Raw genomic sequence first — 23289 nt, forward strand, 5'->3', positions numbered from 1 at the left:
GGATCAAGCGTCCCAGAGCGCGCCGAAGCTCAGCAGGTCGCTCCGGTGCTCGATGTGCTCCTCCCACTCCTTCGGCCAGGCGTCGCCACCGAGGTGGGCTCCGGCGAAGGCCCCCGCGAGGGCGGCGATCGAGTCGGAGTCGCCCCGGGTGCAGGCGGCCCGGCGCAGGACGGTGAGGGGTTCGCCGGGGAAGAGGAGGAAGCAGAGGAGGCCGGTGGCGAGGGCCTCCTCGGCGATCCAGCCGTCACCGGTGTACGTACAGGGGTCGAGCTCCGGGTCCGCCGTGCGCTGGACGGCGTCCAGGCGTTCCAGGACGGCCAGGCACTCGTCCCAGCCGCGCCGGACGAAGGACTCGGCGGAGGCGTCGTGGGAGCGGGTCCACAGGTCGCCGAGCCAGTGCTCGTGGTAGCGGGAGCGGTTCTCGTAGGCGTACGAGCGGAGTTGTCCGACCAGTCCCGCCGGGTCGGCTCCCCGGGCGAGGAGGTGCACGGCGCGGGCGGTGAGGTCGGAGGCGGCGAGCGCGGTGGGGTGACCGTGGGTCAGTCCCGACTGGAGCTGCGCGGCACCGGCCCGCTGCTCGTCGCTGAGCCCGGGGACGAGCCCGACGGGCGCGACCCGCATGGTGGCGCCGCAGCCCTTGGAGCCGATCTGGCTGGCGTCCTGCCAGGGCCGGTCGCCGTCGAGGAGTTCACAGCCGCGGAGGCAGGTGTTGCCGGGGGCGCGGTTGTTCTCCGGCGAGTGGTACCAGGCGACGAACTCCTCCCGCAGGGGCCGGATCAGGCTCGACGGGGCCAGCACGCCGAGGTCCATGGCGGTGCGGACGGCCCGCGCGAAGGCGAGGGTCATCTGGGTGTCGTCGGTGATGTACGCCGTGCCGTTGCTGACGGGCAGGGCCATCTCCCGCCAGGGCCCGGTCTTCGCGAGGATCGCGGGCACGTCGTTGAACTCGGTCGGGAAGCCGAGCGCGTCGCCCAGCGCGAGGCCGATCAGGGCGCCGGTGGCGGCGCGCTTGGTCGCGGGGTGGGTGGGGTTCATTCGGTCGGTCCTTCCGGTCGCAGCAGTGGCGGGTGGAGGGCGGTGGCCCCGCCCGCCCGGTAGAGAGCGGCCGGTTTCCCCCGTCCGCCGGTGAGGCGCGGAGGTCCTTCGACGGCCCGGACGAAACCGGGCGTGGCGAGGACCTTGCGCCGGAAGTTGGGGCGGTCGAGCGGGACGCCCCAGACCGTCTCGTAGACCTGCCGCAGCTCGCCGAGGGTGAACTCGGGCGGGCAGAAGGCAGTGGCGAGACAGGTGTACTCCAGTCGGGCGCCGACCCGCTCGTGGGCGTCGGCGAGGATGCGGTCGTGGTCGAAGGCCAGCTCCCTGACCGTGTCGTACGGCATCCAGCGCGCCTGGGCCGCGTCGCCCCCGCCGCGCGGTTCGGGCGGGTCGGGGACGAGTGCGGTGAAGGCGACGGAGACGACCCGCATCCTCGGGTCGCGCTCCGGTGCGCTGTAGGTGCGGAGCTGTTCGAGGTGGAGTCCGGCGACGGTGGTGCCGGAGAGCCCGGTCTCCTCGGCGAGTTCACGGCGGGCGGCCAGCTCGGCGGACTCGCGGGGCAGGACGAAGCCGCCGGGCAGCGCCCAGGCTCCGGCGTACGGCTCCCGGCCGCGCTCGACGAGCAGGACGTGGAGGCGTTCCTCGCGGACGGTGAGGACGGCGAGGTCCACGGTGACGGCGAAGGGCTCGAAGGCGCGGGGGTCGTACCCCTGGGGTGTCAGGTGGCCGTTCATCGGGGTTCCTCCGGCGGTTCGGTCAGGCCCCAGCCCTCGGCGAGGAGGGCGTCGACGGCGGCGACCGCCGCCGCGAGCCGCTCCTCGTGCGGGCCGGTGAGGACGGCCGTACGGCGGCCGGTGCGGGTGAGCTGGGTGAGGAAGCGGGCGGTCATCCAGGGCCGCAGCCGGTCGCCGTCCCGGCGGGCCGTGTCCCCGGTGGGCTCGTACGGGACGCCCCGGTGGTCGGTGAGCAGCCAGAGGTGCTGGCGGCTCCGGGCGGCGATCTCGCCGACTGCGGGGCTGGTGGTGCCCGTGTGGCGCTCGTGCCAGATGGTGGTGGCGAAGGCGTCGGCGTCGCAGAAGAGGACGGGTGCGCCGTCGCGGGCGGCCTCCTCCTCCCGCTCGGCCCGGCACTGGGCGAGGACGGGGAAGTCGACGGAGCGCGGTGGGCCGTCGTGGTGGCGGGCGCCGGGGGTGTCGGGCTCGGCTACGTACCGAGTGCGGGCCCAGACCCCGCCGCGCCGCCGGTAGTGGCCGGTGAGGGCGAGGGTCATGGTGGTGGCGCCGGTGGACTCGGCGCCCAGGACGACGACCCGCCGGGTGAGGGCGGCGCGCACGGGTGGCGCGAGGTGGTCCCAGCAGCCCGCGGGGTCGGCGCGGACGGCCGCGGAGGCGGGGAGGCCGAGGTGTCCGGAGTCGACGCGGACGGTCGCGGCGCCGAGGCGGCGGCCCGGCTCCTCCGGGTGGGTCGCGGAGGTGAAGACGGCGTCGACGCGTTCGGGCACGGCGGCCCGGAGCGCGGCCCCGTCGTCGCCGTCGTCGACGAAAGTGCCGAGGACGAGGGCGTCGGGGTGCGTCTCGCGCATCCAGGCGACGCGCTCGTCGAGGGGCAGGGAGTCGGCGGCGGAGGCCCGGACGAGGACGGTGAGCCGTTCACAGCGCTCGCGGGCGGTGTCGACGAGGTGGTGGTGACCGGCGTGCGGCGGATGGAACCTGCCGACGACCAGCCCGTGCCCGTAACGCTTCACGCCTCGGCCCTCGCGGGGGCGGCCGGGCGGCGGCGGGGGCGGGTGACGGCCCGGCCGGACAGCGGGCCGGGGACGCGGGCGCGGTGGACCCCGGGGGCGGGGCACGGGCACTCGGCGGTACCGCCCCGGCGGGCGGCGCCCAGGAGGCCGGGGACGGTCCCGGTCCGCCGAGGGCCGGAGGCGGGCCCGGTCCGCCGGGGCCCGGCGGCGAGGGCGGCCCCACGGGTGGCGGCGGGGCCGAGGGCGCGTACGGCTTCGCGGGCGCGGGAACCTTCGAGCGTGCGTACGACTCCGAGCGCCCCTGCGCCTCCGGAGGTCCGTAGGTCTCCGGAGGTCCCTGCGCCTTCGAGCGCACGGGCGGCTGCCGGTGTCCTCACCGCTCCCGCCGCGCACGGCCGTGCCCTTCCGGGGCGCGTGGTGCGGCGCCCCGGAAGGGGGTCGGAGCCTGGTCCACCCCCGTGGGTCCAGGTCCACCGGCCGCGCGGGGCGGGGGCGGTGAAGACGGTCCGGGGGCGGGTGCCGACGCGGGACCCGGCCCGGTGAAGGAGCGGGGTCCGGGATTCCACCGTGTTCACGAGCCGCACACCCCCTCCTTAAGAGTCATGATGACTATAAAGGTGGGTGGAGCGCGGCCACAAGACCGGGAGCACCTGTGCCCCGGATCGGCCGACGACTCCCTCGCCTCCCATCGAGCGACCGGCTCCCACCCCCGGACCACCCGGCGGCCCCTCCCCTTCCGGATCTGCTGCCCGCCCGTCCCGCCGGACCGGCCGCCCGCTCACGCCCTCCGGAGCGGGCGGGCCGATCGGCCCGCCCGTGCGTTCGGATCAATCGGTCGGCCTCCGCTCGCCCGGACCGGCGGCAGGTACACCGTCGCCGGTGGGACGCCGACGCCGTTCGAGGACTGCGCGGGGCGGGCCGACGGCTTCGGCGGGCGGCGGCGCCGGGGGGCGCCTTCGTCACCGGAGCCGGGACGAAGTTCATGAGCGAGGGGTTCCCGCCCCGCCCGGTGACACCGTGGACGAGCGGGTGCCGGGGCCGTTGCGGCCCGACGGGCGGTGGACCGGATCGCCGGGCCCGGCGGACGGGTGAACGCACTCCTCGCCGAGGCGGTGGAGGTGGCAGCGGCAGCGGCAGCGGCAGCGGCAGCGGCAGCGGCAGCGCGGTCGAACGGCGTCCCCGTACGCGACGAGACGGGTCGGGCGGTGCTCGTGTCCGCGAGCTCCTGGAGGTCTTCGACGCCGAGGACGTCGGCAGCACCTCGTGTCCGCCTTCGCGCTCGCCGACCACGGGCGTCACCTGTCCGGGGCTGCCGTGGAGGCGGAGGAAGGCGTTCGCCGCCGTCGCGCGTAGCCGCGAGCACCGGGCCACGGCCCCGCGCGGAAGGCAGGGCCCCCGCACACGGGGGAAGCCCGTGACCGCCTGGCGGTCACGGGCTTCCCCATGTCGTTCCTGTCGTACGGGTCCTCCGTGCGACGGCACGGGTCCTACATGCCGACTTCCTTCATCAACATGCCGACCTCCGTGTTGGTGAGACGGCGCAGCCAGCCCGACTTCTGGTCGCCCAGGGCGATCGGGCCGAAGGCCGTACGGACCAGCTTCTCGACCGGGAAGCCCGCCTCGGCCAGCATTCGGCGCACGATGTGCTTGCGGCCCTCGTGCAGCGTGACCTCGACCAGGTAGTTCTTGCCGGTCTGCTCGACCACGCGGAAGTGGTCGGCTCGCGCGTAGCCGTCCTCCAGCTGGATGCCGTCCTTGAGCCGCTTGCCGACCTCGCGGGGCAGCGGGCCGGTGATGGCGGCCAGGTAGGTCTTCTTCACGCCGTACTTCGGGTGCGTGAGGCGGTGGGCCAGCTCGCCGTGGTTGGTGAGCAGGATGATGCCCTCGGTCTCCGTGTCGAGACGGCCGACGTGGAAGAGCCGGGTCTCACGGTTGTTGACGTAGTCGCCGAGGGACTGGCGGCCGTCCGGGTCCTCCATGGTGGAGACGACACCGGCGGGCTTGTTCAGGGCGAAGAACAGGTGCGACTGGGTGGCGACGGTCAGGCCGTCCACCTTGATCTCGTCCTTCGCCGGGTCGACGCGCTTGCCCTGCTCCAGGACGATCTCGCCGTTGACCTCGACACGGGCCTGCTCGATCAGCTCCTCGCAGGCGCGTCGCGAGCCCATGCCGGCGCGGGCGAGGATCTTCTGCAGGCGCTCGCCCTCCTGCTCGGCGCCGGGGAAGGTCTTCGGGGTACGGACCTCGGGGCGCCCCTCGTACCGCTCGCGGTTGCGCTGCTCGATCTTGGCCTCCAGCTCGCGCGAGCGCGCCGGGGCCTGCCGCTGCCCGTGCGGGCCACGACGGGGCGGGGTGCCGCCCTGGGGGGCCTTGGGGCCGCCCTTGGCGCCGCCTCGGGCCGCCGTGCCCCGGCCCTTCTTCGGGGGCTCGACGGGGGCGCTCACGTCGTAGGAGCGCTCCTCGGGGCGGGGTCGGCGCGGGTTGCTCGGGCGCTTCTGGTCGTCCCGGCCGCCACCCTGGTAGCCGCCACCGGAGCCGGAGCCACCCTGGTAGCCACCACGGGAGCCGGAGCCCCCACCGGAACCACCCTGGTACCCGCCACGAGAGCCGGAGCCGCCACCGGAGCCGGAACCACCCTGGTACCCGCCACGAGAGCCGGAGCCACCGCCGGAGCCGGAACCACCCTGGTAGCCACCACGAGAGCCGGAGCCACCGCCGGAGCCACCCTGGTAGCCACCGCCGCCGGAGCCGGAACCGCCCCGGCCGCCGCCACCACTGCCGCTGCCGGAGCCCCGGTAGCCGCCGCCCCCGCCGGAGCCGCCCCGGCCGGAGCCGCCGCTGCTGCCGCCGCGGCCGCCGCTGTTGCCACCACGGCTCCCGCCGTTGTTTCCGCTGCTGTTCCTGCCGCTGCTGCTTCGCATCAAACTTCCGTCTTGTCGTCGTCCTCACGATCCGGCATGTCCGGATCGAACGACGGGAGCCCTTCCAGCGAGTCCGGCTCCACCGCCTCCGCGTCGGGGAGGAAGGGCGCCAGCTCGGGGAGCTCGTCCAGGCCGCGCAGGCCCATCCGCTCCAGGAAGTAGTTCGTCGTCCTGTACAGGATCGCACCTGTTTCGGGTTCCGCGCCCGCCTCCTCCACCAGACCCCGCTGGAGAAGGGTGCGCATCACGCCGTCGCAGTTCACCCCGCGCACGGCGGAGACCCGGGAACGGCCCACCGGCTGGCGGTACGCGACGACCGCGAGCGTCTCCAGGGCCGGCCGGGTGAGCCGGGCCTGCCGGCCCTCCAGGACGAAGGCCTCGACCGCCGCCGCGTGCTCGGGGCGGGTGTAGAAGCGCCAGCCGCCGGCGACCCGCCGCAGCTCGAAGCCCCGGCCCTGCGCGGTGTACTCGTCGGCCAGCTCGCGCAGGGCGTCCGCCACCTCGGCGGGGGCGCGCTCCAGGACCTTGGCGAGGTGCTCCTCGGCGACGGGCTCGTCGACGACCATGAGGACGGCTTCGAGGGCGGGCTTGAGGTCGCTCATGCCGGTTCCTCCGGGACGGGGGTCGGGTGGTCGAATTCGTCCGTGACGCGGGCCTCGGCGTCGCCGCCGGTCCAGGAGACCGTGAGGTCCCCCAGGGCGGTCTCCTGGTCGAGGGCCACGGCCTTGTCCCGGTAGAGCTCCAGGAGGGCGAGGAAGCGGGCCACGACGGTCAGGGTGTCGTCGCCGACGTCCTCGATCAGCTCCCGGAAGAGCGCGGCGCCGCGCTCCCGCAGCAGGGCGACCACCACGGCGGCCTGCTCGCGGACGCTGACCAGCGGGGCGTGGACGTGCCCGATGTCCACCCGGGGCTCGGGCCGTGGGCGCATGGCCTCGGCGGCGAGGCGGGCGAGTCCTTCGGCGCCGAGGGAGAGGACGACCTCGGGGAGCAGCGCGGCGTGGTGCGGTTCGAGTCCGGCGGTACGGGGGTGGCGGCGGCCCCCGTCCTCCCAGCGGCCCGCCAGGATCGCCGCGACCTGTTTGTACGCGCGGTACTGGAGGAGCCGGGCGAAGAGCAGGTCGCGGGCTTCCAGGAGGGCGAGGTCGGCCTCGTCCTCCACCTCGGCGGCGGGCAGCAGCCGGGCGGCCTTGAGGTCGAGGAGGGTGGCGGCGACGACCAGGAACTCGGTGGTCCGGTCGAGGTCGCCGTCCGGTCCGAGGGCCCGCAGATGGGCCATGAAGTCGTCGGTGACCCGGGAGAGGGCGATCTCGGTGACGTCGAGCTTGTGCCGGGCGATGAGCTGGAGGAGCAGGTCGAAGGGCCCCTCGAAGTTCGTGAGCCGGACGGTGAACCGCCCGGCGCCGTCCTCCCCGGTCCCGGTCCTTCCCGCGGTCCCGGCGGGCCCCGCCGGGGCCGGGACGGCGGTGGGGGCCGGTGGCCGTGCGGGGCTGCCGGGAGGCGGCGGAACGGCCTCTCCCGGTCCCCCCGGGCCGCCGCCCGGGGGGCTGCGGCGCGGCGGGCGGGACGTTTCGTCAGGAGCGTGGTGCATGGAGGTCCAGGGGGAACGGTGAGCGCGGCAGCCCGCAGGCTACCGTCAGCGACCGCGCAGGCGGCGCACCAGGATGCTCGCGTCGCCCCGGGACTCCAGGTCCGCCAGGACGACCGCGACGGCCTCCCGGACGATCCGGCCCCGGTCCACGGCGAGACCGTGCTCGCCTCGGAGCACCAGCCGGGCGTGCTCCAGGTCCATCAGCTCCTCGGCGGAGACGTAGACCGTGATCTTCTCGTCGTGACGCTCACGGCCGCTGGGCCGCCGGTTCGGGGCCCTGCCCCCGCGCCGCCGCGCCGCCGGTGCGGGCACCGGGGCGGTGGTCGCGGTCCTGGGCCCGGTGGCCTCCTGCTCCGCCGTCCGGGCGCGCGGCTCGGCCGACTCGGATTCCGCGGCCGTGTGCTCCGAGGAGCCCTCGGCCGCCGCCGGGTCACCCCCGCCCGAGGGGGCCGGGACGGTCCGGCGGGGTGCGGACGCCTGGAGCGCCGTCCCCCCGGTCGTACGGAAGAGTTCGTCGGCCCCGGGCAGACTCACTCGGCGTGACACCGGGCGAGCACCTCCCTGGCGAGCTGGCGGTAGGCGGCGGCACCCACGGAGTTGGAGGCGTAGGTGGTGATGGGCTCGCCCGCGACGGTGGTCTCGGGGAAGCGCACGGTCCGCCCGATGACCGTGTGGTAGACGTGCTCGTCGAAGGCCTCGACGACGCGTGCGAGGACCTCGCGGCTGTGCACCGTGCGGGAGTCGTACATCGTGGCGAGGATGCCGTCGAGCTCCAGCTCGGGGTTGAGCCGCTCCTGGACCTTCTCGATGGTCTCGGTCAGCAGCGCCACTCCGCGCAGGGCGAAGAACTCGCACTCCAGCGGCACGATGACCTTGTGAGCCGCCGTCAGGGCGTTCACGGTCAGCAGGCCGAGCGAGGGCTGACAGTCGATCACGATGTAGTCGTAGTCGTTCATCAGGGGCTTCAGGGCCCGCTGGAGCGTCGACTCGCGCGCGACCTCGCTGACCAGCTGGACTTCGGCGGCCGAGAGGTCGATGTTGCTCGGCAGCAGGTCCATGTTGGGCACGGCGGTCTTGAGGAGGACCTCGTCGGCCGACATGCCCCGCTCCATGAGCAGGTTGTAGACGGTGAGGTCGAGCTCCATCGGGTTCACGCCGAGGCCGACCGACAGGGCTCCCTGCGGGTCGAAGTCGACGAGCAGCACCCGGCGGCCGTACTCGGCGAGCGCGGCACCCAGGTTGATGGTCGACGTGGTCTTGCCGACGCCGCCCTTCTGGTTGCACATCGCGATGATCTTCGCGGGGCCGTGGTCGGTCAGGGGACCGGGGATCGGGAAGTACGGCAGGGGCCGTCCGGTCGGGCCGATCCGCTCGCGGCGCTGGCGGGCAGCGTCGGGTGCGAGGGTGGCCGCGTACTCCGGGTCGGGCTCGTACTCGGCGTCGGGGTCGTAGAAGTGCCCCTCGGGCACCTCGTCGTAGGCGGCGAAGTGGGTGGACTCTCGGCCCATCTCGTTGCCGGCCGTGGCGTTCACGTGTAGGCCGTCCATCGTCTTCATCGTGTGGGCTGTCGTCATGGGCTGGTGCGTCGCGAAGGTCCGCACCGCGACGGAGCCGATCGGAGCACCTGGCGCACCGCTCCCGGGAGTAATTGTCGACTCATTCACAAGTCGTCTTACCTCCTTGGATGTCACCAGGAACATTTATCGATAGGTCAGCGTGGCACCATGCCGACGGTTGGCGACTCTATGGCGTGTCACCGCTCCGCAGCAACACAATCCGCCGGACCCGGCCCGATGTGTCGGCAACCGAACACGTCTCTGTCAAGGGTGCGCAGCCATGCATCCACACGTTTCGGGGATGCGCGAATCGGTTAAAGGGTCACGTTCGAGGCGAGTCGGCCGAACGTTCCGGCAGGTCCGCAGACACGACCGGCCGGACCTTGTCGAACAAGGTCCGGCCGGGTGCGTGGCATTGACGGCACGCGTTGACGGCGGCGCCGCGGGGGTCAGCCCAGGAGGCTGCTCAGCTCGACGTGGTCGAGGCCGTGCGCCTCGGCGACCTCCTTGTAAACCACCTTGCCGTCATGGGTGTTGAGGCCCAGAGCGAGGGCGGGGTCGCGGCGCAGCGCCTCGGCCCAGCCGTTGTTCGCCAGCGACACGATGTAGGGCATCGTGGCGTTGGTGAGGGCGTAGGTGGAGGTGTTCGGGACCGCGCCCGGCATGTTGGCGACGCAGTAGAAGACCGAGTTGTGGACCTGGAAGGTCGGCTCGGCGTGGGTGGTCGGGTGCGAGTCCTCGAAGCAGCCGCCCTGGTCGATCGCGATGTCGACAAGGACACTTCCGGGCTTCATCTTGGCGACGAGCTCGTTGGTGACCAGCTTCGGGGCCTTGGCGCCCGGGATGAGGACGGCGCCGATGACGAGGTCGGCCTCGACGACGGCCTTCTCCAGCTCGTAGGCGTTGGAGACGATCGTCTGCACCTTGGTGCCGAAGATCTTGTCGGCCTCGCGGAGCTTGTTGATGTCCTTGTCGAGCAGGGTCACGTGGAAGCCCATGCCGACGGCGATCTGGGTGGCGTTCCAGCCGGAGACGCCGCCGCCGATGACCACGGCCTTGCCCGCGTGGGTGCCGGGGACGCCGCCGGGGAGGACGCCTCGGCCGCCGGCCGAGCGCATCAGGTGGTACGCGCCGACCTGCGGGGCCAGCCGGCCCGCGACCTCGGACATCGGGGCCAGCAGCGGGAGCGCGCGGTTGGCGGTCTCGACGGTCTCGTACGCGATGGCGGTGGTGCCGGAGGCGAGCAGCGCGTCCGTGCACTCGCGGGAGGCGGCGAGGTGCAGGTAGGTGAAGAGGGTCTGGTCCTTGCGGAGGCGGTGGTACTCCTCGGCGATGGGCTCCTTGACCTTGAGCAGCAGGTCGGCGGTGGCCCAGACCTCGTCGGCGGTGGGGACGATCTCGGCGCCCGCGGCGACGTACTCCGCGTCCGTGATCGAGGAGCCGACACCGGCGTTCTGCTCGACGAGCACCTGGTGGCCGTGGCGGACGAGCTCGTGGACACCGGAGGGGGTGATGGCCACGCGGAACTCGTTGTTCTTGACCTCGCGGGGGATGCCGACCTTCATCGTCGATCACGGTCCTTGAATCAGGGGGATAACTGGGGCATGGCGACACATACCCGGAGGCGTCACGGCACACCGGGGCAGACCACGTTCACACGCGGCGGACCCAGTCTAATGAAGGACTTCCCGCTGTCTAGCCTTTCAAAGTACTAATCTTTCATGGACCCACTACGGATTTCGTAGGCAGGGGATTCCGTTTCCAGCAGTCTGTCCGCCGCGGCCCGGTGCAGCCGGGCCGCGGCCGGGTCGCCGAGCCGGTCGAGGGTGTCGGCCAGCCTCAGCCGGAGCGCGGCCTGGAGCCGGACGTCCTGCGCGCGCCGCGCCCACTCCACCGCCTCCTCGCAGGTCCGCAGCGACTCCTCGGGACGTCCCGCGTACTCCTGGACCCGGGCCGCCTCGCTCAACGCCCGTGCGTAGCCCGGGAGATCGTCGAGCCGCCGGTGTCCCGCCGCGGCGGCCCGCCAGTTGCGCAGGGCCTCGCCGTACCGGCCCGCGTAGGTCTGCACGGCGCCGAGGCGCCCGTACAGCCGGGCCTGGTCGGCGCGCTCCTCCCGGGCGAGCCGCTGGGCGAGCGCCCGCCCGTACCAGTCGGCGGCCCGATGCCAGTCGCCCAGCTCCTGGTAGGAGCCGCCTACGGATTCCATCGCGCGGCCGGTGGCGTACGGGTCGTTCGCGGCCCGCCCGGCGTCCAGCGCGGTCCGGTAGCGGGCCAGGGCGTCCCGGGTGCGGCCGGTGCGGGCGTCGAGATCGGCCAGGTTCAGCAGGGCGGCGGCCCGCTCGCGGTGCAGTCCCCGCCGCTCGGCCACGTCCAGGACCAGTCGGTGGAGCCCGTACAGCTCGGGTGCGGCGGCCTCGGCGCCCCGGTGCGCGGCGAGGGCCCTGACCAGGGAGGCGACCAGGCGGCGCGCCAAGGTGTCCAGCTCCCCGTCGGCGACGGCGAGCCGGGCGCAGGCGAGCAGGAAGGACTGCCGGGTGCGCAGCCAGACGGCCGCCTCGGCCGTGTTCGGGAAGCGCAGGGCGCGGGGCAGACCGGCCAGTTTCCGGCGGGCGGGCGAGTCCTCGGGCTCGGTGACCGCACGGCACGACTGGAGGAGCCGTACGGTCCGCTCCAGCATCCGGGCCCGCGCGAGCTGCACCTCGGCGGGCCGGTCGTGCTCCTCCAGCTGGGCACGGAGCAGGGGGACGAGGTGGCCGGGCACCTCGTACTGGCCGTCGCCGACGTCCCGGACCACGCCCAGGGCGGCGAAGTCGGCGAGGGTGGTCGCGGCGGCCGAGACCGAGCAGCCGGCCAGCGCGGAGGCGGTGTGGGCGTCGGCGCGGCCGAGCGGGGCGAGGACCAGGAATCGCAGTATCCGGGCGGCGGTCCCGGGCAGCGCCTCGTGGGCGAGGAGGAAGGCCCGGGTGAGCGGGTCGCCGTTGCGGGACCGGAGCCTCTTGGCCAGGTCGGCGACGGAGATCTTGGGGTGGGTGGCGAGCCAGCCACCGGCCAGGACGACGGCGGCGGGCAGTCCGCCGCACTCCTCCACGAGGGTCTCCGCGGCCTGCGGGTCGACGGTGACGCGTACGGAGCCGGTGTAGGCGGTGAGCAGTTCGATGGCCGACTTGGGATCGAGCCCGCCGAGGGTGCAGGGCCGTACGTCGGGGATGCCGGTGAGCGGGCCCCGGGCGACGCCGATCACCAGGCTGTCGGGGTTGTCGGGGATCAGCGGGTCGGCCTGCTCGGCGTCGACGGCGTCGTCGAGGACCAGGACGGCCCGGCGCCCGGCGAGGGCGCCGCGGACGAGTTCGGTCAGTTCGTCCTCGGCGGCTCCCGGGGGCTCGGCGACCGCGAGGGCGGCCAGCAGCTCCCGGGCGACCCGGGCGGTGGGGACGGGGTCGCCGCCGGGTTCGGTGAGCCGGGCCCGGAAGACCCCGTCCGGGTAGCGGTCCCCCAGCCCGGCGATCAGTTCCTCGGCGAGCGCGGTGCGTCCGGAGCCGGGGCGGCCCGCGATGAGCAGGACGCGGGCGCGGGGTGCCTTGCGGCCGGTGAGGGTGTCGAGGCCGGTCCGCCCGATGTCGGCGCGCAGGGCTTTCAACTCCCGCTGCCTGCCGAAGAACTGCCGGCTGCCGGCCGCTGCCACAGCCTGATCCGTCACGGGCCACGCTCCCGTCCACCTGCGCACGAGCCGATCCCGCGGGGGACTCCGCACGGGCGATTCCGAGCGTAGTTCAGGGGGTGGCACGGACCCGGCGGAGCAGGGCGGGCACATCGCCCGATCGGATCAGCGGATGGTCACACCGCACCGCCGTTCGACGGAGCCGGGGCGGGACCGGGGACCCGCACAGGGGGCCCGGTGCGACCGCCCGCCGCGAGGTGCCGGGCGCGGGGTGCGACCGCCCGCCGCGAGGTGCCGGGCGCGGGGTGCGATCGCCCACCGCGAGGTGCCGGGCGCCGGGGCCCGGCCGTACACGGTCGAGCGTCCACGCCCCCGGCGCGGAGGCATGGACGCTCACGGTTCAGGTACCGGAGGCCGGGCGTCAGCCGTTCACCGCCAGGCCCCGTACGCCGACACACCGTCCCCCAGGCCCAGGGAACGTACGCCGCGCCTCCCCCGTCCCCCGCCCCACCGGGGCGCTACGCCTCGAAGGGGCGGGCGGGCCACGGCGCGTCGGCCGGGCGGAGGGCGTCCAGGCCCTCGCCCGCCCGTGCGGCGGCCAGTGACAGGACGCCCACGGCCAGGCAGTTGTTGTGCAGCTCTCCGGCGAGGACGCCCCGGACGAGGTCCGTGAGCGGCACCCGGGCCAGCTCCATGTCGGCCTCCTCGTCGGAGACCTCGAAGCGCTCCCCCTCCGCCTCCGAGACGCCCCGGGCGAGGAAGATCCGCACGGCCTCGTCGGAGCCGCCCGGCGTGGTGTAGACGTCGGCCAGCACCCGCCAGTCCTCGGCCTTGACGTGCGCCTCCTCGTACAGCTCGCGCTCCGCCGCGCGCAGCGGGTTCTCCCCGGGCACGTCGAGGAGTCCGGCCGGGATCTCCCAGAGCTTGTGCCGCACGGGGTGGCGGTACTGACGGAGCACCAGCACCCGGTCCCGCTCGTCAAGGGCGAGCACGGCCACCGAGCCGGGGTGGACCTGGTAGTCGCGGCGCGCGACCGTGCCGTCCGGCATCTCGACGTCGTCCGTACGGACACTGGTCTTCTTGCCCGTGAAGGGGGTCGTGGTGGCCGTGACCCGCCACTCCTCCGGGGTGTCCTTCACCTGCATGAGCTGTCCTCCCACATACGAAAACCGGGGTACGGGCCCCCGAAGGGCCCGTACCCCGGCAACGGTAACGCCAGGAACCGACAGGTCGGTTACTTCGCCGGACGGCCCGTCTTGCGCTCGACGGCCGCCTTGACCAGGCCCGCGAAGAGCGGGTGCGGGCGGGTCGGGCGGGAGCGGAGCTCCGGGTGCGCCTGGGTGGCGACCAGGTAGGGGTGGATCTCGCGCGGGTACTCGACGTACTCGACGAGCTTGTTGTCCGGGGAGGTGCCGGAGAAGACCAGACCGGCCTTCTTCTCCAGCTCCGCGCGGTAGGAGTTGTTCACCTCGTAGCGGTGCCGGTGGCGCTCGTCCACGTAGGGCTGGTCGTCGTAGACCTCGCGGACGATCGAGCCCTCGGCGAGCTTCGCGGGGTAGAGGCCGAGGCGCATGGTGCCGCCCAGGTCGCCCGCGCCCTCGACGTACGCCAGCTGCTCCTCCATCGTCGAGACGACGGGGTGCGCGGTGGCCGGGTCGAACTCGGTGGAGTTGGCCTCGGGGATGCCCGCCAGGTTCCGGGCCGCCTCGATGACGATGCACTGGAGGCCCAGGCAGATGCCGAGCAGCGGCACCTTGTTCTCACGGGCGTACTGGATCGCGCCGACCTTGCCGCTCACACCGCGGTCGCCGAAGCCGCCGGGGATGAGGATCGCGTCGACGTCGCCGAGCTGCTTCTCGGCGTCGGCCAGGGTCTTGCAGTCGTCGGAGGTGACCCACTTGACCTTGACGCGCGCCTTGTTGGCGAAGCCGCCCGCCCGCATGGCCTCGGTGACCGAGAGGTAGGCGTCGGGCAGGTCGATGTACTTGCCGACGAGCGCGACGGTGACCTCGTGGTCGGGGTTGTGGACGCGGTCCAGGAGGTCCTCCCAGACGGTCCAGTCCACGTCACGGAAGGGCAGGTCGAGCTTGCGGACGACATAGGCGTCCAGGCCCTCGGAGTGCAGCACCTTCGGGATGTCGTAGATCGACTTGGCGTCGATCGCCGCGACCACGGCGGCTTCGTCGACGTCGCACATCAGCGAGATCTTGCGCTTGATGGCGGTCGGGACCTCGCGGTCGGCGCGCAGCACGATCGCGTCGGGCTGGATGCCGATGTTGCGCAGCGCGGCGACGGAGTGCTGGGTCGGCTTGGTCTTCAGCTCGCCGGAGGGGCCGATGTAGGGCAGCAGCGAGATGTGCACGACGAAGACGTTGTCCCGGCCGACCTCGTGGCGGACCTGGCGGACGGTCTCCAGGAACGGCAGCGACTCGATGTCGCCGACCGTGCCGCCGACCTCGGTGATGACGACGTCGACGTCGTCGGCGGCCATCCGGCGGATGCGGGACTTGATCTCGTTGGTGATGTGCGGGATGACCTGCACGGTGTCGCCGAGGTACTCGCCGCGCCGCTCCTTGGCGATGACCTGCGAGTAGACCTGGCCGGTGGTGACGTTGGCCGAGCCGTCGAGGTCGACGTCGAGGAAGCGCTCGTAGTGGCCGATGTCCAGGTCGGTCTCGGCGCCGTCGTTGGTGACGAACACCTCGCCGTGCTGGAAGGGGTTCATCGTGCCGGGGTCGACGTTCAGGTACGGGTCGAGCTTCTGCATCGTGACCCGCAGGCCGCGGGCCTTGAGGAGCGCACCCAGGCTGGAGGCGGTCAGGCCCTTGCCGAGGGAGGAGGCGACACCCCCGGTGACGAAGATGTGCTTGGTCGTCGTGGTTTTGGGCGGCATCGCCAAGAGGGGGCTCCCGTGGTCGCGTTTGGAGGTGCGTACCGGCGTGCCCTCCGGAAGAATCGGGGGGTGCCGTCGCTGCGGTTTCGGTGTCCTCGGCTCTCGCCGTTTCCCACCGGTCCACGGGGTACCAGGGTATCAGCGACATCGGGAGACCGCTTCCGGCCACACGGGGCAGTCGGGTGCACACGGACCGCGACACGGATAGCGGCTCGGGGCCCGTTCCGGAGGGGAGGATCGCATTCGTTCACCCGAACGGAGCAACGGCGTTACCGGTGTGATCACCAGGTCACTAGGGTGCGACGTATTCTGCTCGGACGTTCCCCACCGAGCCGACCGGCCAGCGGCACCACCCCGCCCGTCACCCGGACCAAGAGCTCGTCGAAGACCCCTTGACCGCTGACAAACGGCGCCGGCCGACATCCCCCGGCGCGATTCCAAGCAAGCGCCCCGTCGGGGCGGACATGGCCGTTCGACTGGAGTGAAGCACGTGGCCGGGCGCATCGAGGATTACGCACTCATCGGAGACATGCAGACAGCCGCGCTGGTCTGCCGGGACGGCAGCGTCGACTGGCTCTGCCTCCCCCGCTTCGACTCGCACGCGGTCTTCGCGGGACTGCTCGGCACCGAGGAACACGGGTTCTGGCGGGTGGGACCCGCCGGGCCTCCCGACGCCGACCCCGCCCCGGCCGACCGGCGCCGCTACGTGGGCGACTCGCTGGTCCTGGAGTCCGAGTGGGACACCCCGCGCGGCACGGTCCGGGTGACCGACTTCATGCCCCCGCGCGAAGGGGCCCCGCAGCTCGTCCGGATCGTGGAGGGCGTCTCCGGCCGGGTCCGGATGCGGTCCGCGCTGCGGATGCGGTTCAGCTACGGCCGGATCGTGCCCTGGGTCCACAAGGTCGGCGACCGCACCGTCGCCGTCGCCGGACCCGACTCGGTCTGGCTGGACACCGAGGCCGAGACCCACGGCAAGGAACTCACGACGTACTCCGACTTCACCGTGGGCCCCGGCGAGCGGATCGCGTTCACGCTGTCCTGGCAGCCCTCCCACCGGGAGCCCCCCGCGCTGCCCGACCCCGAGGGCGCCCTCACGGCGACCACCGACTTCTGGCGCGACTGGGTCGAGCACTGCACGTACCACGGCCCCTACCGGGAGGCGGTGGTCCGCTCCCTGATCACCCTGAAGGCGCTGACGTACGCGCCGACCGGCGGGATCGTGGCGGCACCGACGACCTCGCTGCCCGAGGAGATCGGCGGCGTCCGCAACTGGGACTACCGCTACACCTGGCTGCGGGACGCGGCGATCACCCTCTCCTCCATGCTGCGCACCGGTTACCGCGAGGAGGCCCGCGCCTGGCGGGACTGGCTGCTGCGCGCGGTCGCGGGCGACCCGGAGAACCTCCAGATCATGTACGGCATCGCGGGCGAGCGGGAGCTCGGCGAGGCGGAGCTGGACTGGCTGCCGGGGTACGAGAACTCCGGCCCGGTCCGGGTCGGCAACGGCGCCGCCAACCAGCTCCAGCTGGACGTGTACGGCGAGGTCACCGAGGCCCTCCACCTCGCGCACATGACGGGCCTCTCCCGCAACGACTACGCCTCGCTCCTCCAGATCAGGCTGATCAACTACCTGGAGAAGCACTGGAACCAGCCCGACGAGGGCATCTGGGAGGTGCGCGGCCCGCGCCGCCACTTCGTCCACTCCAAGGTGATGGCCTGGGTGGCCGTCGACCGCACGATCAAGCTCATCGAGTCCGGTGACGCGGACGGCCCGCTGGAGCGCTGGCGCGAGCTGCGCGACGAGATCCACCGGGACGTCTGCGAGAAGGGCTACGACCGGGAGCGGAACACCTTCACCCAGTCGTACGGCTCCAAGGAACTGGACGCCTCACTGCTGCTGATCCCGCAGATGGGCTTCCTGCCGCCGGACGACAAGCGGGTCATCGGCACGATCGAGGCGATCCAGCGGGAGCTGTCCACCGAGGACGGCTTCGTGCTCCGCTACCCGACGTCCGGCGAGGAGGCGGGGGTCGACGGTCTGGAGGGCGACGAGGGCGCGTTCCTGGCCTGCTCGTTCTGGCTGGCGGACGACCTGGCGATGATCGGCCGGGTCGACGAGGCCCGCACGCTCTTCGAGAAGCTCCTCGCGCTCCGCAACGACCTGGGGCTGCTCGCCGAGGAGTGGGACCCCGTGCTCCAGCGGCAGGTGGGCAACTTCCCGCAGGCCTTCAGCCATGTGCCGCTGATCGACACGGCCCTGCGGCTCACCGCGAGCGGTGCGTACGGCGGCTGATCCGAGGCCGCTGCCCGGGGTGGTCCGGGCAGCGGCACCACCCCGGGAGTGACGCAGGACACACTCGACAGAGGGTCGAGCAATTCCCCTCCCGGCTGGACGAGTTGCCACCCCCGTGCACGAAGGGTCCGGACCCGTGACCGTGGGGTGATGTCACCGGAACAGGGACGCGGGTAGCGTCCGGCCCCATGGACAATCAGGGCGGGATCACCGTGCAGCGGGCGCTCGAACTCCCGGGCCTGCGCGGCGGACTCCCGGAGGTGATGGCCGGGGCGGACCGGCTGCACCGTACGGTGCGCTGGGTGCACGCCGGTGAGGTGCCGAACATCGCGTCGCTGCTCAAGGGCGGCGAACTGCTGCTGACCACCGGACTCGGCCTCGGCACCAGGCCCGCCGAGCAGCGGGCCTTCGTCCGGCGGCTCGCCGACCGGGGCATCGCCGCCCTCGTCGTCGAGCTGGGACCGCGCTTCGCCCGGCTGCCCGCGACGATAGTGGAGACCGCGCGGACCACCGGCCTCCCGCTGGTGCAGCTGCACCGCGAGGTCCCCTTCGTGGCCGTCACCGAGGAGATCCACACCGAGATCGTCAACGGCCACTACGCCCTCCAGCGGCAGGCCGAGGAGGTCCACCGGCAGTGCACGGAGGCGCTGCTCGGCGGCGGCGGCATCCCGCAGGTGCTGCGCATCCTCTCCGACTTCGCCGCGAACCCCGTCTTCCTGGAGACCCCCGACGGACAGCTGCTCTACGCGGCGGGCACCGAGTCGGCACCCGCCGACCCGCTCCAGGTCTGGGACGGGCTGCGCGGCAGGCGGGCGGCCCGCGAGTCGGGCCCGCCGACCGGAACGGTCCTGGTCGACGTCCCCGGCGGCGGCCCCGGCACCTCGTCCGTACGGGCCCGGCTCGTCCTGCTCTCGGTCTCCGGCGCCCTCTCCCCCGTGCACCGGATGGCGGCCGAGCGGGCGGCCGGACTCCTCGCGGTCGTCCTCATGCAGGCACGGCAGGAGGAGGAGCTGGCCGCGCGGGGCCGGGGCGACTTCCTCACGGACCTCGCGGAGGGCCGGATCACGGCCGAGGACGCCCCGGCCCAGGCCCGCGTGCTCGGCTTCAAGCCGGGCGAGGGACCGCTCCTGCCGGTGGTGATGCGGCTGGCGGCGGAGTCCCCTTCGGGGAACTGGGCGCTGCTGGCCCGCGCCGTCCTGGAGGAGCTGGCGTCCGTCGGCGTCCCGGTCCTCCTCGGGGTCCGCCCGGTCGAGGGCCGGGTGCCGCTGCTGCTCGGCCTGCGTTCGGAGTCGGAGCGCACGGCGGTCGCCGACCGGGTCGCGGCGGCGCTCCGCGCGGGCGTGGAGCGGGCCGGTCTCGAACGGGCCGGGGCGCACCCGCCGGTGGTCGTCGTGGGCGTGGCGGGCAACTGGGCCGCCGCCTCGGCGGGCCTGCGGCACGCGGCGGAGACGGCGACGGCCGCGCAGGGCCTCTCGGACCGCCCCTGGTACGACGCCCGGCGGCTCGACATCGACCTGCTGCTGTGGCGGCTGCACTTCCACGGCGACACGGTCCTCGCGGCGTTCGTGGACCGGGCGATCGGGCCGCTGCGCGAGCACGACCGCACCTCCCGGCCACCGCTCCTGCCGACCCTGGAGACGTATCTGGCGCACGCGGGCCGCAAGGCGGAGACCGCCCGGGAACTGCACCTCAACCGCCAGACCCTCTACAACCGGCTGGCCCGGATCTCCGAACTCCTGGGCACCGACCTGGACGACCCCCAGACGGTCCTGGCCCTCTCCCTCGCGCTCAGGGCACGACGACACACCCCTTAGCCACCGGTGGGGGCGGAGCGGCTACCCGTGGGGGCTCGCTGCCCATGGGGGGGGCTCGCTACCCCTGGGGGCGGCTACCGGTGGAGCGGCTACCGCCCCGCCAGCTCGTCGTACACGCTCAGGACGTGCGCCACCGTCTCGTCCTCGGTGGGCCAGGTCCGCGCCTGCCGCAGGCCCGCCGCCGCCAGGTCCATCCGGCGGTCCACGTCGTCGAGCAGCCCGCGCACCGCCCCGGCCAAGGCCTCCGCGTCCCCGTACGGCACGAGTTCCGCCGCGTCCCCGACGAGTTCGGGCACACCGCCGACCGCCGTGGCGACCAGCGGGACGCCGAGCCTCAGCGCCTCCTGGGCCAGCAGGGACCGGGCCTCCCACCGGGACGGGAGCACCGCCACGTCCGCCGCGGCCAGGAGTTCGGCGACGTCCTCGCGCCGCCCGATCAGCCGCACCGGCAGGTCCTCGTCGACGATCCGCCGCTGGAGACGGGCCCGTTCGGGACCCTCCCCCGCGATCACCAGGAGGGGCTGCGGGTCGAGGTCCCGCCACACCCGCGCCGCGTCGAGCAGCGTCCCGTAGCCCCGCCCCGGTTCGAGCGCCCCGACCGCCATCAGGAGCGGGCGCGCCACGGCACCCAGCTCGGCGCGGGCCTTGCCGTCGTGGAGGCAGACCGGACCGCGCGCGGGCGGCACGGTCACGGGGGCCAGCCGGGCGTCCCGCGCACCGCGCCGGCGCGCCCGGTCGACGAGTTCGGAGGAGGTGCCGAGCACGACGGTCGCGGCCCGCGCGGCCCTCCGCTCCAGGAGGCGCAGCACCCCGCCGCGCGCCCCGGCGGTGTCGACACGGCTGTCCCAGGTCGTCACCAGCGGCACCCGCCCGGTCCCGCCGCCCGCCAGCGCCAGCGCGACCCTCACCGAGGCCTGGAAGCCGTGCGCGTGGACCACGTCCGCGCCGATGCAGGTGTTGCGGAGCAGGGCGACCGTCGAGGGGTCGCCGAGGCGCGGCAGCGGCACGAAGCGCGCGCCCGCGCCGAGGTAGTCGTAGACGCGGTCGAGCTCGGCGGGGGCGCACACGGTCACCCGCACGCCCCTCGCCACCAGCCCCGAGGCGAGTGAGCGCACGTGCGCGCTGCTGCCCGCGCTGCGGCCGCCCAGCACTTGGACCGTACGGAGCTGTGTCACGCGCCCAAGGATGCCAGTCCGGGGGGCCGTCCGTACGCACGTTCCGCCACCGAAGTGACGTGTCTCGCACCGCCGTTGCCCCGTACGAGCGGTCCCGGACACTCGGACCGACCCTCCCGGGGTTCACCCACCCGGGTGAGCGTACGGCGGGTTCGCGCCCTCCGCCCAGCAGGCGGCGGCGACGAGACCGGCGGCGTGGACGGCGAGTCCGAGCCGCCCGTTGCCCTCGGCGATCGCACTGCCGACGGCGGCCCCCAGGGCGTACGCGCCGGTGTCGCCGAGCATGGTGCGCTCTCCGAGATCGTCCCCGAGGACGGCCGCGACGGCCCCCATGGGGGCGGCGGCGAGGCTCCCGCGCAGCAGTCCGGGGGCGCCGAGCGCGAGCACGGTGAGGCCCGCCCGCCCCGGCCGGACGTCCACGAGGTTCACCAGGTGGGCGGTCCCCGCGACGACGACGGCGGCGAGGACCTTGTCCACCGGCCGCTCCTTGAGGAGCGCCCCGGCCACCAGCGAGGCGGCCCCGATCCCCAGGAGCTTGACGGTGCCGCTGGTCACCTGGCCGTCGCGGAGCGCCGCGAGGTGCGCCCGGAACCCGCGCCGGTGGCCGCCCCGGACGTCGTCGTACGCCCCGCAGGCCCCGGCGGCCAGGACGGCGAACGCGGCGGGCCCGCGTCCGGCGCCGACGGCGGCGCCGAGGGTCACGGCGGGCCCGGCCCACAGGCCGACGTCCCGCCCGGCATGGTTCGGCCGGACCCACCGGTCACCGCCGAGCGCCCGCAGCCCGGCGTACCCGGCCCGGCTCGCCCCGGCGGCAAGGACGAAGGCGCCGAGGCGCCCGCCGGTCCCCCGGGCGGGGCGGCTCATCCGTCGGCCCGCGCCGCCGCCAGGAGTTCCTCCGCGTGGGCCCTGGCCGTCTCGGAGTCCTCCTGTCCGGCGAGCATCCGGGAGAGTTCCCGGACGCGGTCCTCGCCCTCCAGGACCGTGACGCCGGAGCGGGTCACGGAACCGTCGCTGGTCTTCTCGACGAGCAGTTGCCGGTCGGCGAAGGCGGCGACCTGCGGGAGGTGGGTGACGACGACGACCTGCGCCGTCTTCGCGAGCTTGGCGAGCCTGCGGCCGATCTCGACCGCCGCCTTCCCGCCGACGCCCGCGTCGACCTCGTCGAAGAGGTACGTCGGCACCGGGTCCGTCCCCGCGAAGACGACCTCCACCGCGAGCATCACCCGGGACAGCTCACCGCCGGACGCGCCCTTGGCGATGGGCCTCGGCGGGGCGCCCGGGTGGGGGGCCAGCAGCAGCTCGACCTCGTCGGCGCCGGACGGGCCGTACGCGACCCGCCGCCCGCCGACCTCGACGCCGTCGGGGTCGGCGGTCTGCCGGATGTCGAAGGACACGCGCGCGTGGGGCATGGCGAGCGAGGCAAGTTCGGCGGTGACGGCGGCGGCGAACCGGTCCGCCGCCTCCGTACGGGCGTCGGTCAGGCCCTGGGCCAGCTCCGACAGCTCGTCGCGGAGCCGGTCCCGCTCGGCGGTGAGTTCCCCGACGCGCTCGTCGTCGCCGTCCAGCTCGCCGAGCCGTCCCGCGCTCTCCTCCGCCCACGCCAGGACGGCGGCGACGTCCTCGCCGTACTTCCGGGTGAGCTGGGTGAGCGCCGCCCGGCGCTCCTCCACGGCGGCGAGCCGTCGCGGATCGGCGTCCAGGGCGTCGGCGTACCCGGCCAGCTCGGTGGCCACGTCCCCGAGCAGGATGGAGATCTCGCCGGTCCGGTCGGCGAGCGCGGCCAGCACCGGATCGTGCGACCGTACGGCCTCCAGGGCGCGGCCCGCACCGGCGACGAGCGTGGTCGCGTCGATGGACTCCGGGTCCTCGGGGACACCCGCGAGCGCGGCGTGCGCGAGCGCGGCGGCGGACGCCAGGGCCTCGGCGTGACCGAGCCGCTCCGCCTCGGCGGCCAGTTCGGTGTCCTCTCCGGCGCGCGGGGCGACGGCCTCGATCTCGGTCAGCCCGAACCGCAGCAGATCCGCCTCCTGGGCCCGTTCCCGGGCCCGGGTGGTGATCTCGTCGAGTTCCGTCGCGACGGCCCGCAGCCGCCGGTAGGCCTCCCCGTAGGCGGCGAGCGGCCCGGAGACCGCCCCGCCCGCGTACCGGTCGAGCGCGCCGCGCTGCCGGGCGGGCTTGAGCAGCCCCTGCTGGTCGGTCTGGCCGTGGACGGCGACGAGCTCGTCGGCGAGTTCGGCGAGCAGCCCGACGGGCACCGAGCGCCCGCCGAGGTGGGCCCGTGAGCGCCCCTCCGCCGAGACGGTACGGCTGACGAGCAGCACGCCCTCGTCGAGCTCCGCGCCCGCCTCCTCGGCGCGCACGGCGGCGGGCGTGCCCGCGGGCACGCTGATCCGCCCCTCGACGACGGCCGACGCCGCGCCGATCCGCACCAGGGCCGGGTCGGCGCGACCCCCGAGCAGCAGCCCGAGGCTGGTCACCACCATGGTCTTGCCCGCACCGGTCTCACCGGTCACCGCGGTGAAGCCGGGCGACAGCTCGACCACCGCGTCGTCGATGACCCCGAGCGACCGTATCCGCATCTCCTCCAGCACGCCCCAGACCATACGAGGTTT

17 protein-coding genes are annotated in these 23289 nt (G+C 74.1%); 2 read left to right on the forward strand and 15 right to left on the reverse strand.

Annotated features, from left to right (window positions below; genetic code table 11):
* Positions 1 to 3 precede the first annotated feature (3 nt).
* The 12 genes from ACIO92_RS29660 to ACIO92_RS29715 form a co-directional block, all read right to left on the reverse strand.
* Complete coding sequence (locus ACIO92_RS29660) at positions 4 to 1035, reverse strand: ADP-ribosylglycohydrolase family protein (protein ID WP_366444052.1); 1032 nt, start codon at positions 1033 to 1035, stop codon at positions 4 to 6.
* On the reverse strand, positions 1032 to 1769 hold the full coding sequence (locus tag ACIO92_RS29665; protein ID WP_366444050.1) for an NUDIX domain-containing protein: 738 nt from the start codon (positions 1767 to 1769) through the stop codon (positions 1032 to 1034). Before ACIO92_RS29665 ends, ACIO92_RS29660 begins: the two co-directional genes overlap by 4 nt.
* Positions 1766 to 2779, reverse strand: a complete 1014-nt coding sequence (locus ACIO92_RS29670) for an AAA family ATPase (protein ID WP_402283444.1) — start codon at positions 2777 to 2779, stop codon at positions 1766 to 1768. The genes ACIO92_RS29665 and ACIO92_RS29670 overlap by 4 nt, the downstream gene beginning before the upstream one ends.
* A gap of 1487 nt (positions 2780 to 4266) precedes the next feature.
* A complete protein-coding gene (locus ACIO92_RS29675; protein WP_402283446.1) occupies positions 4267 to 5700 on the reverse strand; it encodes a pseudouridine synthase in 1434 nt (477 codons plus the stop codon).
* On the reverse strand, positions 5700 to 6302 hold the full coding sequence (scpB, locus tag ACIO92_RS29680; protein WP_366444047.1) for an SMC-Scp complex subunit ScpB: 603 nt from the start codon (positions 6300 to 6302) through the stop codon (positions 5700 to 5702). Before scpB ends, ACIO92_RS29675 begins: the two co-directional genes overlap by 1 nt.
* Positions 6299 to 7288 carry a segregation and condensation protein A gene (locus ACIO92_RS29685; protein WP_401240914.1) on the reverse strand — a complete coding sequence of 330 codons (990 nt, stop codon included), beginning with the start codon at positions 7286 to 7288 and terminating at the stop codon, positions 6299 to 6301. The genes scpB and ACIO92_RS29685 overlap by 4 nt, the downstream gene beginning before the upstream one ends.
* Positions 7289 to 7333: 45 nt before the next feature.
* Positions 7334 to 7822 carry a hypothetical protein gene (locus ACIO92_RS29690; RefSeq protein WP_402283474.1) on the reverse strand — a complete coding sequence of 163 codons (489 nt, stop codon included), beginning with the start codon at positions 7820 to 7822 and terminating at the stop codon, positions 7334 to 7336.
* Positions 7819 to 8844, reverse strand: coding sequence for a ParA family protein (locus ACIO92_RS29695; protein ID WP_351789048.1), 1026 nt, complete (start codon positions 8842 to 8844; stop codon positions 7819 to 7821). The genes ACIO92_RS29690 and ACIO92_RS29695 overlap by 4 nt, the downstream gene beginning before the upstream one ends.
* A 449-nt stretch (positions 8845 to 9293) precedes the next feature.
* Positions 9294 to 10409, reverse strand: coding sequence for an alanine dehydrogenase (gene ald / locus ACIO92_RS29700; protein WP_366444044.1), 1116 nt, complete (start codon positions 10407 to 10409; stop codon positions 9294 to 9296).
* 146 nt (positions 10410 to 10555) lie between these two features.
* Entirely contained in the window at positions 10556 to 12541 is a 1986-nt protein-coding gene (locus ACIO92_RS29705; protein ID WP_402283448.1) for a tetratricopeptide repeat protein, read from the reverse strand.
* A gap of 479 nt (positions 12542 to 13020) precedes the next feature.
* The gene (locus ACIO92_RS29710) at positions 13021 to 13647 is read right to left on the reverse strand and encodes an NUDIX hydrolase (protein ID WP_366444042.1); all 627 of its coding nucleotides are present in this window, start codon (positions 13645 to 13647) and stop codon (positions 13021 to 13023) included.
* A gap of 89 nt (positions 13648 to 13736) precedes the next feature.
* Positions 13737 to 15395 (reverse strand): CTP synthase, encoded by a 1659-nt coding sequence (locus tag ACIO92_RS29715; protein ID WP_366444041.1) that lies wholly within the window; start codon positions 15393 to 15395, stop codon positions 13737 to 13739.
* Between the two features lie 490 nt (positions 15396 to 15885).
* Between ACIO92_RS29715 and ACIO92_RS29720 the strand changes: the two genes are divergently transcribed.
* Both ACIO92_RS29720 and ACIO92_RS29725 read left to right on the forward strand, forming a co-directional pair.
* Positions 15886 to 17688, forward strand: coding sequence for a glycoside hydrolase family 15 protein (locus ACIO92_RS29720; RefSeq protein ID WP_366444040.1), 1803 nt, complete (start codon positions 15886 to 15888; stop codon positions 17686 to 17688).
* A gap of 188 nt (positions 17689 to 17876) precedes the next feature.
* Positions 17877 to 19502, forward strand: coding sequence for a PucR family transcriptional regulator (locus tag ACIO92_RS29725; RefSeq protein WP_366444039.1), 1626 nt, complete (start codon positions 17877 to 17879; stop codon positions 19500 to 19502).
* A gap of 89 nt (positions 19503 to 19591) precedes the next feature.
* On the opposite strand, the gene ACIO92_RS29730 is transcribed toward ACIO92_RS29725, so the two are convergent.
* The 3 genes from ACIO92_RS29730 to recN form a co-directional block, all read right to left on the reverse strand.
* The gene (locus tag ACIO92_RS29730) at positions 19592 to 20677 is read right to left on the reverse strand and encodes a glycosyltransferase family 4 protein (RefSeq protein WP_366444037.1); all 1086 of its coding nucleotides are present in this window, start codon (positions 20675 to 20677) and stop codon (positions 19592 to 19594) included.
* Between the two features lie 123 nt (positions 20678 to 20800).
* Complete coding sequence (locus tag ACIO92_RS29735) at positions 20801 to 21541, reverse strand: hypothetical protein (protein ID WP_402283451.1); 741 nt, start codon at positions 21539 to 21541, stop codon at positions 20801 to 20803.
* Positions 21538 to 23280: a DNA repair protein RecN gene (recN, locus tag ACIO92_RS29740; RefSeq protein WP_366444035.1), complete on the reverse strand. Its 1743-nt coding sequence runs from the start codon at positions 23278 to 23280 to the stop codon at positions 21538 to 21540. Before recN ends, ACIO92_RS29735 begins: the two co-directional genes overlap by 4 nt.
* Positions 23281 to 23289: the final 9 nt, after the last annotated feature.

Source organism: Streptomyces sp. NPDC087215 (assembly GCF_044744885.1).
In the GTDB taxonomy this organism is placed as follows: Bacteria; Actinomycetota; Actinomycetes; order Streptomycetales; family Streptomycetaceae; genus Streptomyces.

Bases quoted from the DNA above. Each gene is read 5' to 3' on its own strand.
- ald (WP_366444044.1), bottom strand. From the start codon at position 10,409: ATGAAGGTCGGCATCCCCCGCGAGGTCAAGAACAACGAGTTCCGCGTG.
- ACIO92_RS29675 (WP_402283446.1), bottom strand. From the start codon at position 5,700: ATGCGAAGCAGCAGCGGCAGGAACAGCAGCGGAAACAACGGCGGGAGC.
- ACIO92_RS29665 (WP_366444050.1), bottom strand. From the start codon at position 1,769: ATGAACGGCCACCTGACACCCCAGGGGTACGACCCCCGCGCCTTCGAG.
- ACIO92_RS29695 (WP_351789048.1), bottom strand. From the start codon at position 8,844: ATGAAGACGATGGACGGCCTACACGTGAACGCCACGGCCGGCAACGAG.
- ACIO92_RS29725 (WP_366444039.1), top strand. From the start codon at position 17,877: ATGGACAATCAGGGCGGGATCACCGTGCAGCGGGCGCTCGAACTCCCG.
- ACIO92_RS29715 (WP_366444041.1), bottom strand. From the start codon at position 15,395: ATGCCGCCCAAAACCACGACGACCAAGCACATCTTCGTCACCGGGGGT.
- ACIO92_RS29710 (WP_366444042.1), bottom strand. From the start codon at position 13,647: ATGCAGGTGAAGGACACCCCGGAGGAGTGGCGGGTCACGGCCACCACG.
- ACIO92_RS29660 (WP_366444052.1), bottom strand. From the start codon at position 1,035: ATGAACCCCACCCACCCCGCGACCAAGCGCGCCGCCACCGGCGCCCTG.
- scpB (WP_366444047.1), bottom strand. From the start codon at position 6,302: ATGAGCGACCTCAAGCCCGCCCTCGAAGCCGTCCTCATGGTCGTCGAC.
- recN (WP_366444035.1), bottom strand. From the start codon at position 23,280: ATGGTCTGGGGCGTGCTGGAGGAGATGCGGATACGGTCGCTCGGGGTC.
- ACIO92_RS29685 (WP_401240914.1), bottom strand. From the start codon at position 7,288: ATGCACCACGCTCCTGACGAAACGTCCCGCCCGCCGCGCCGCAGCCCC.
- ACIO92_RS29735 (WP_402283451.1), bottom strand. From the start codon at position 21,541: ATGAGCCGCCCCGCCCGGGGGACCGGCGGGCGCCTCGGCGCCTTCGTC.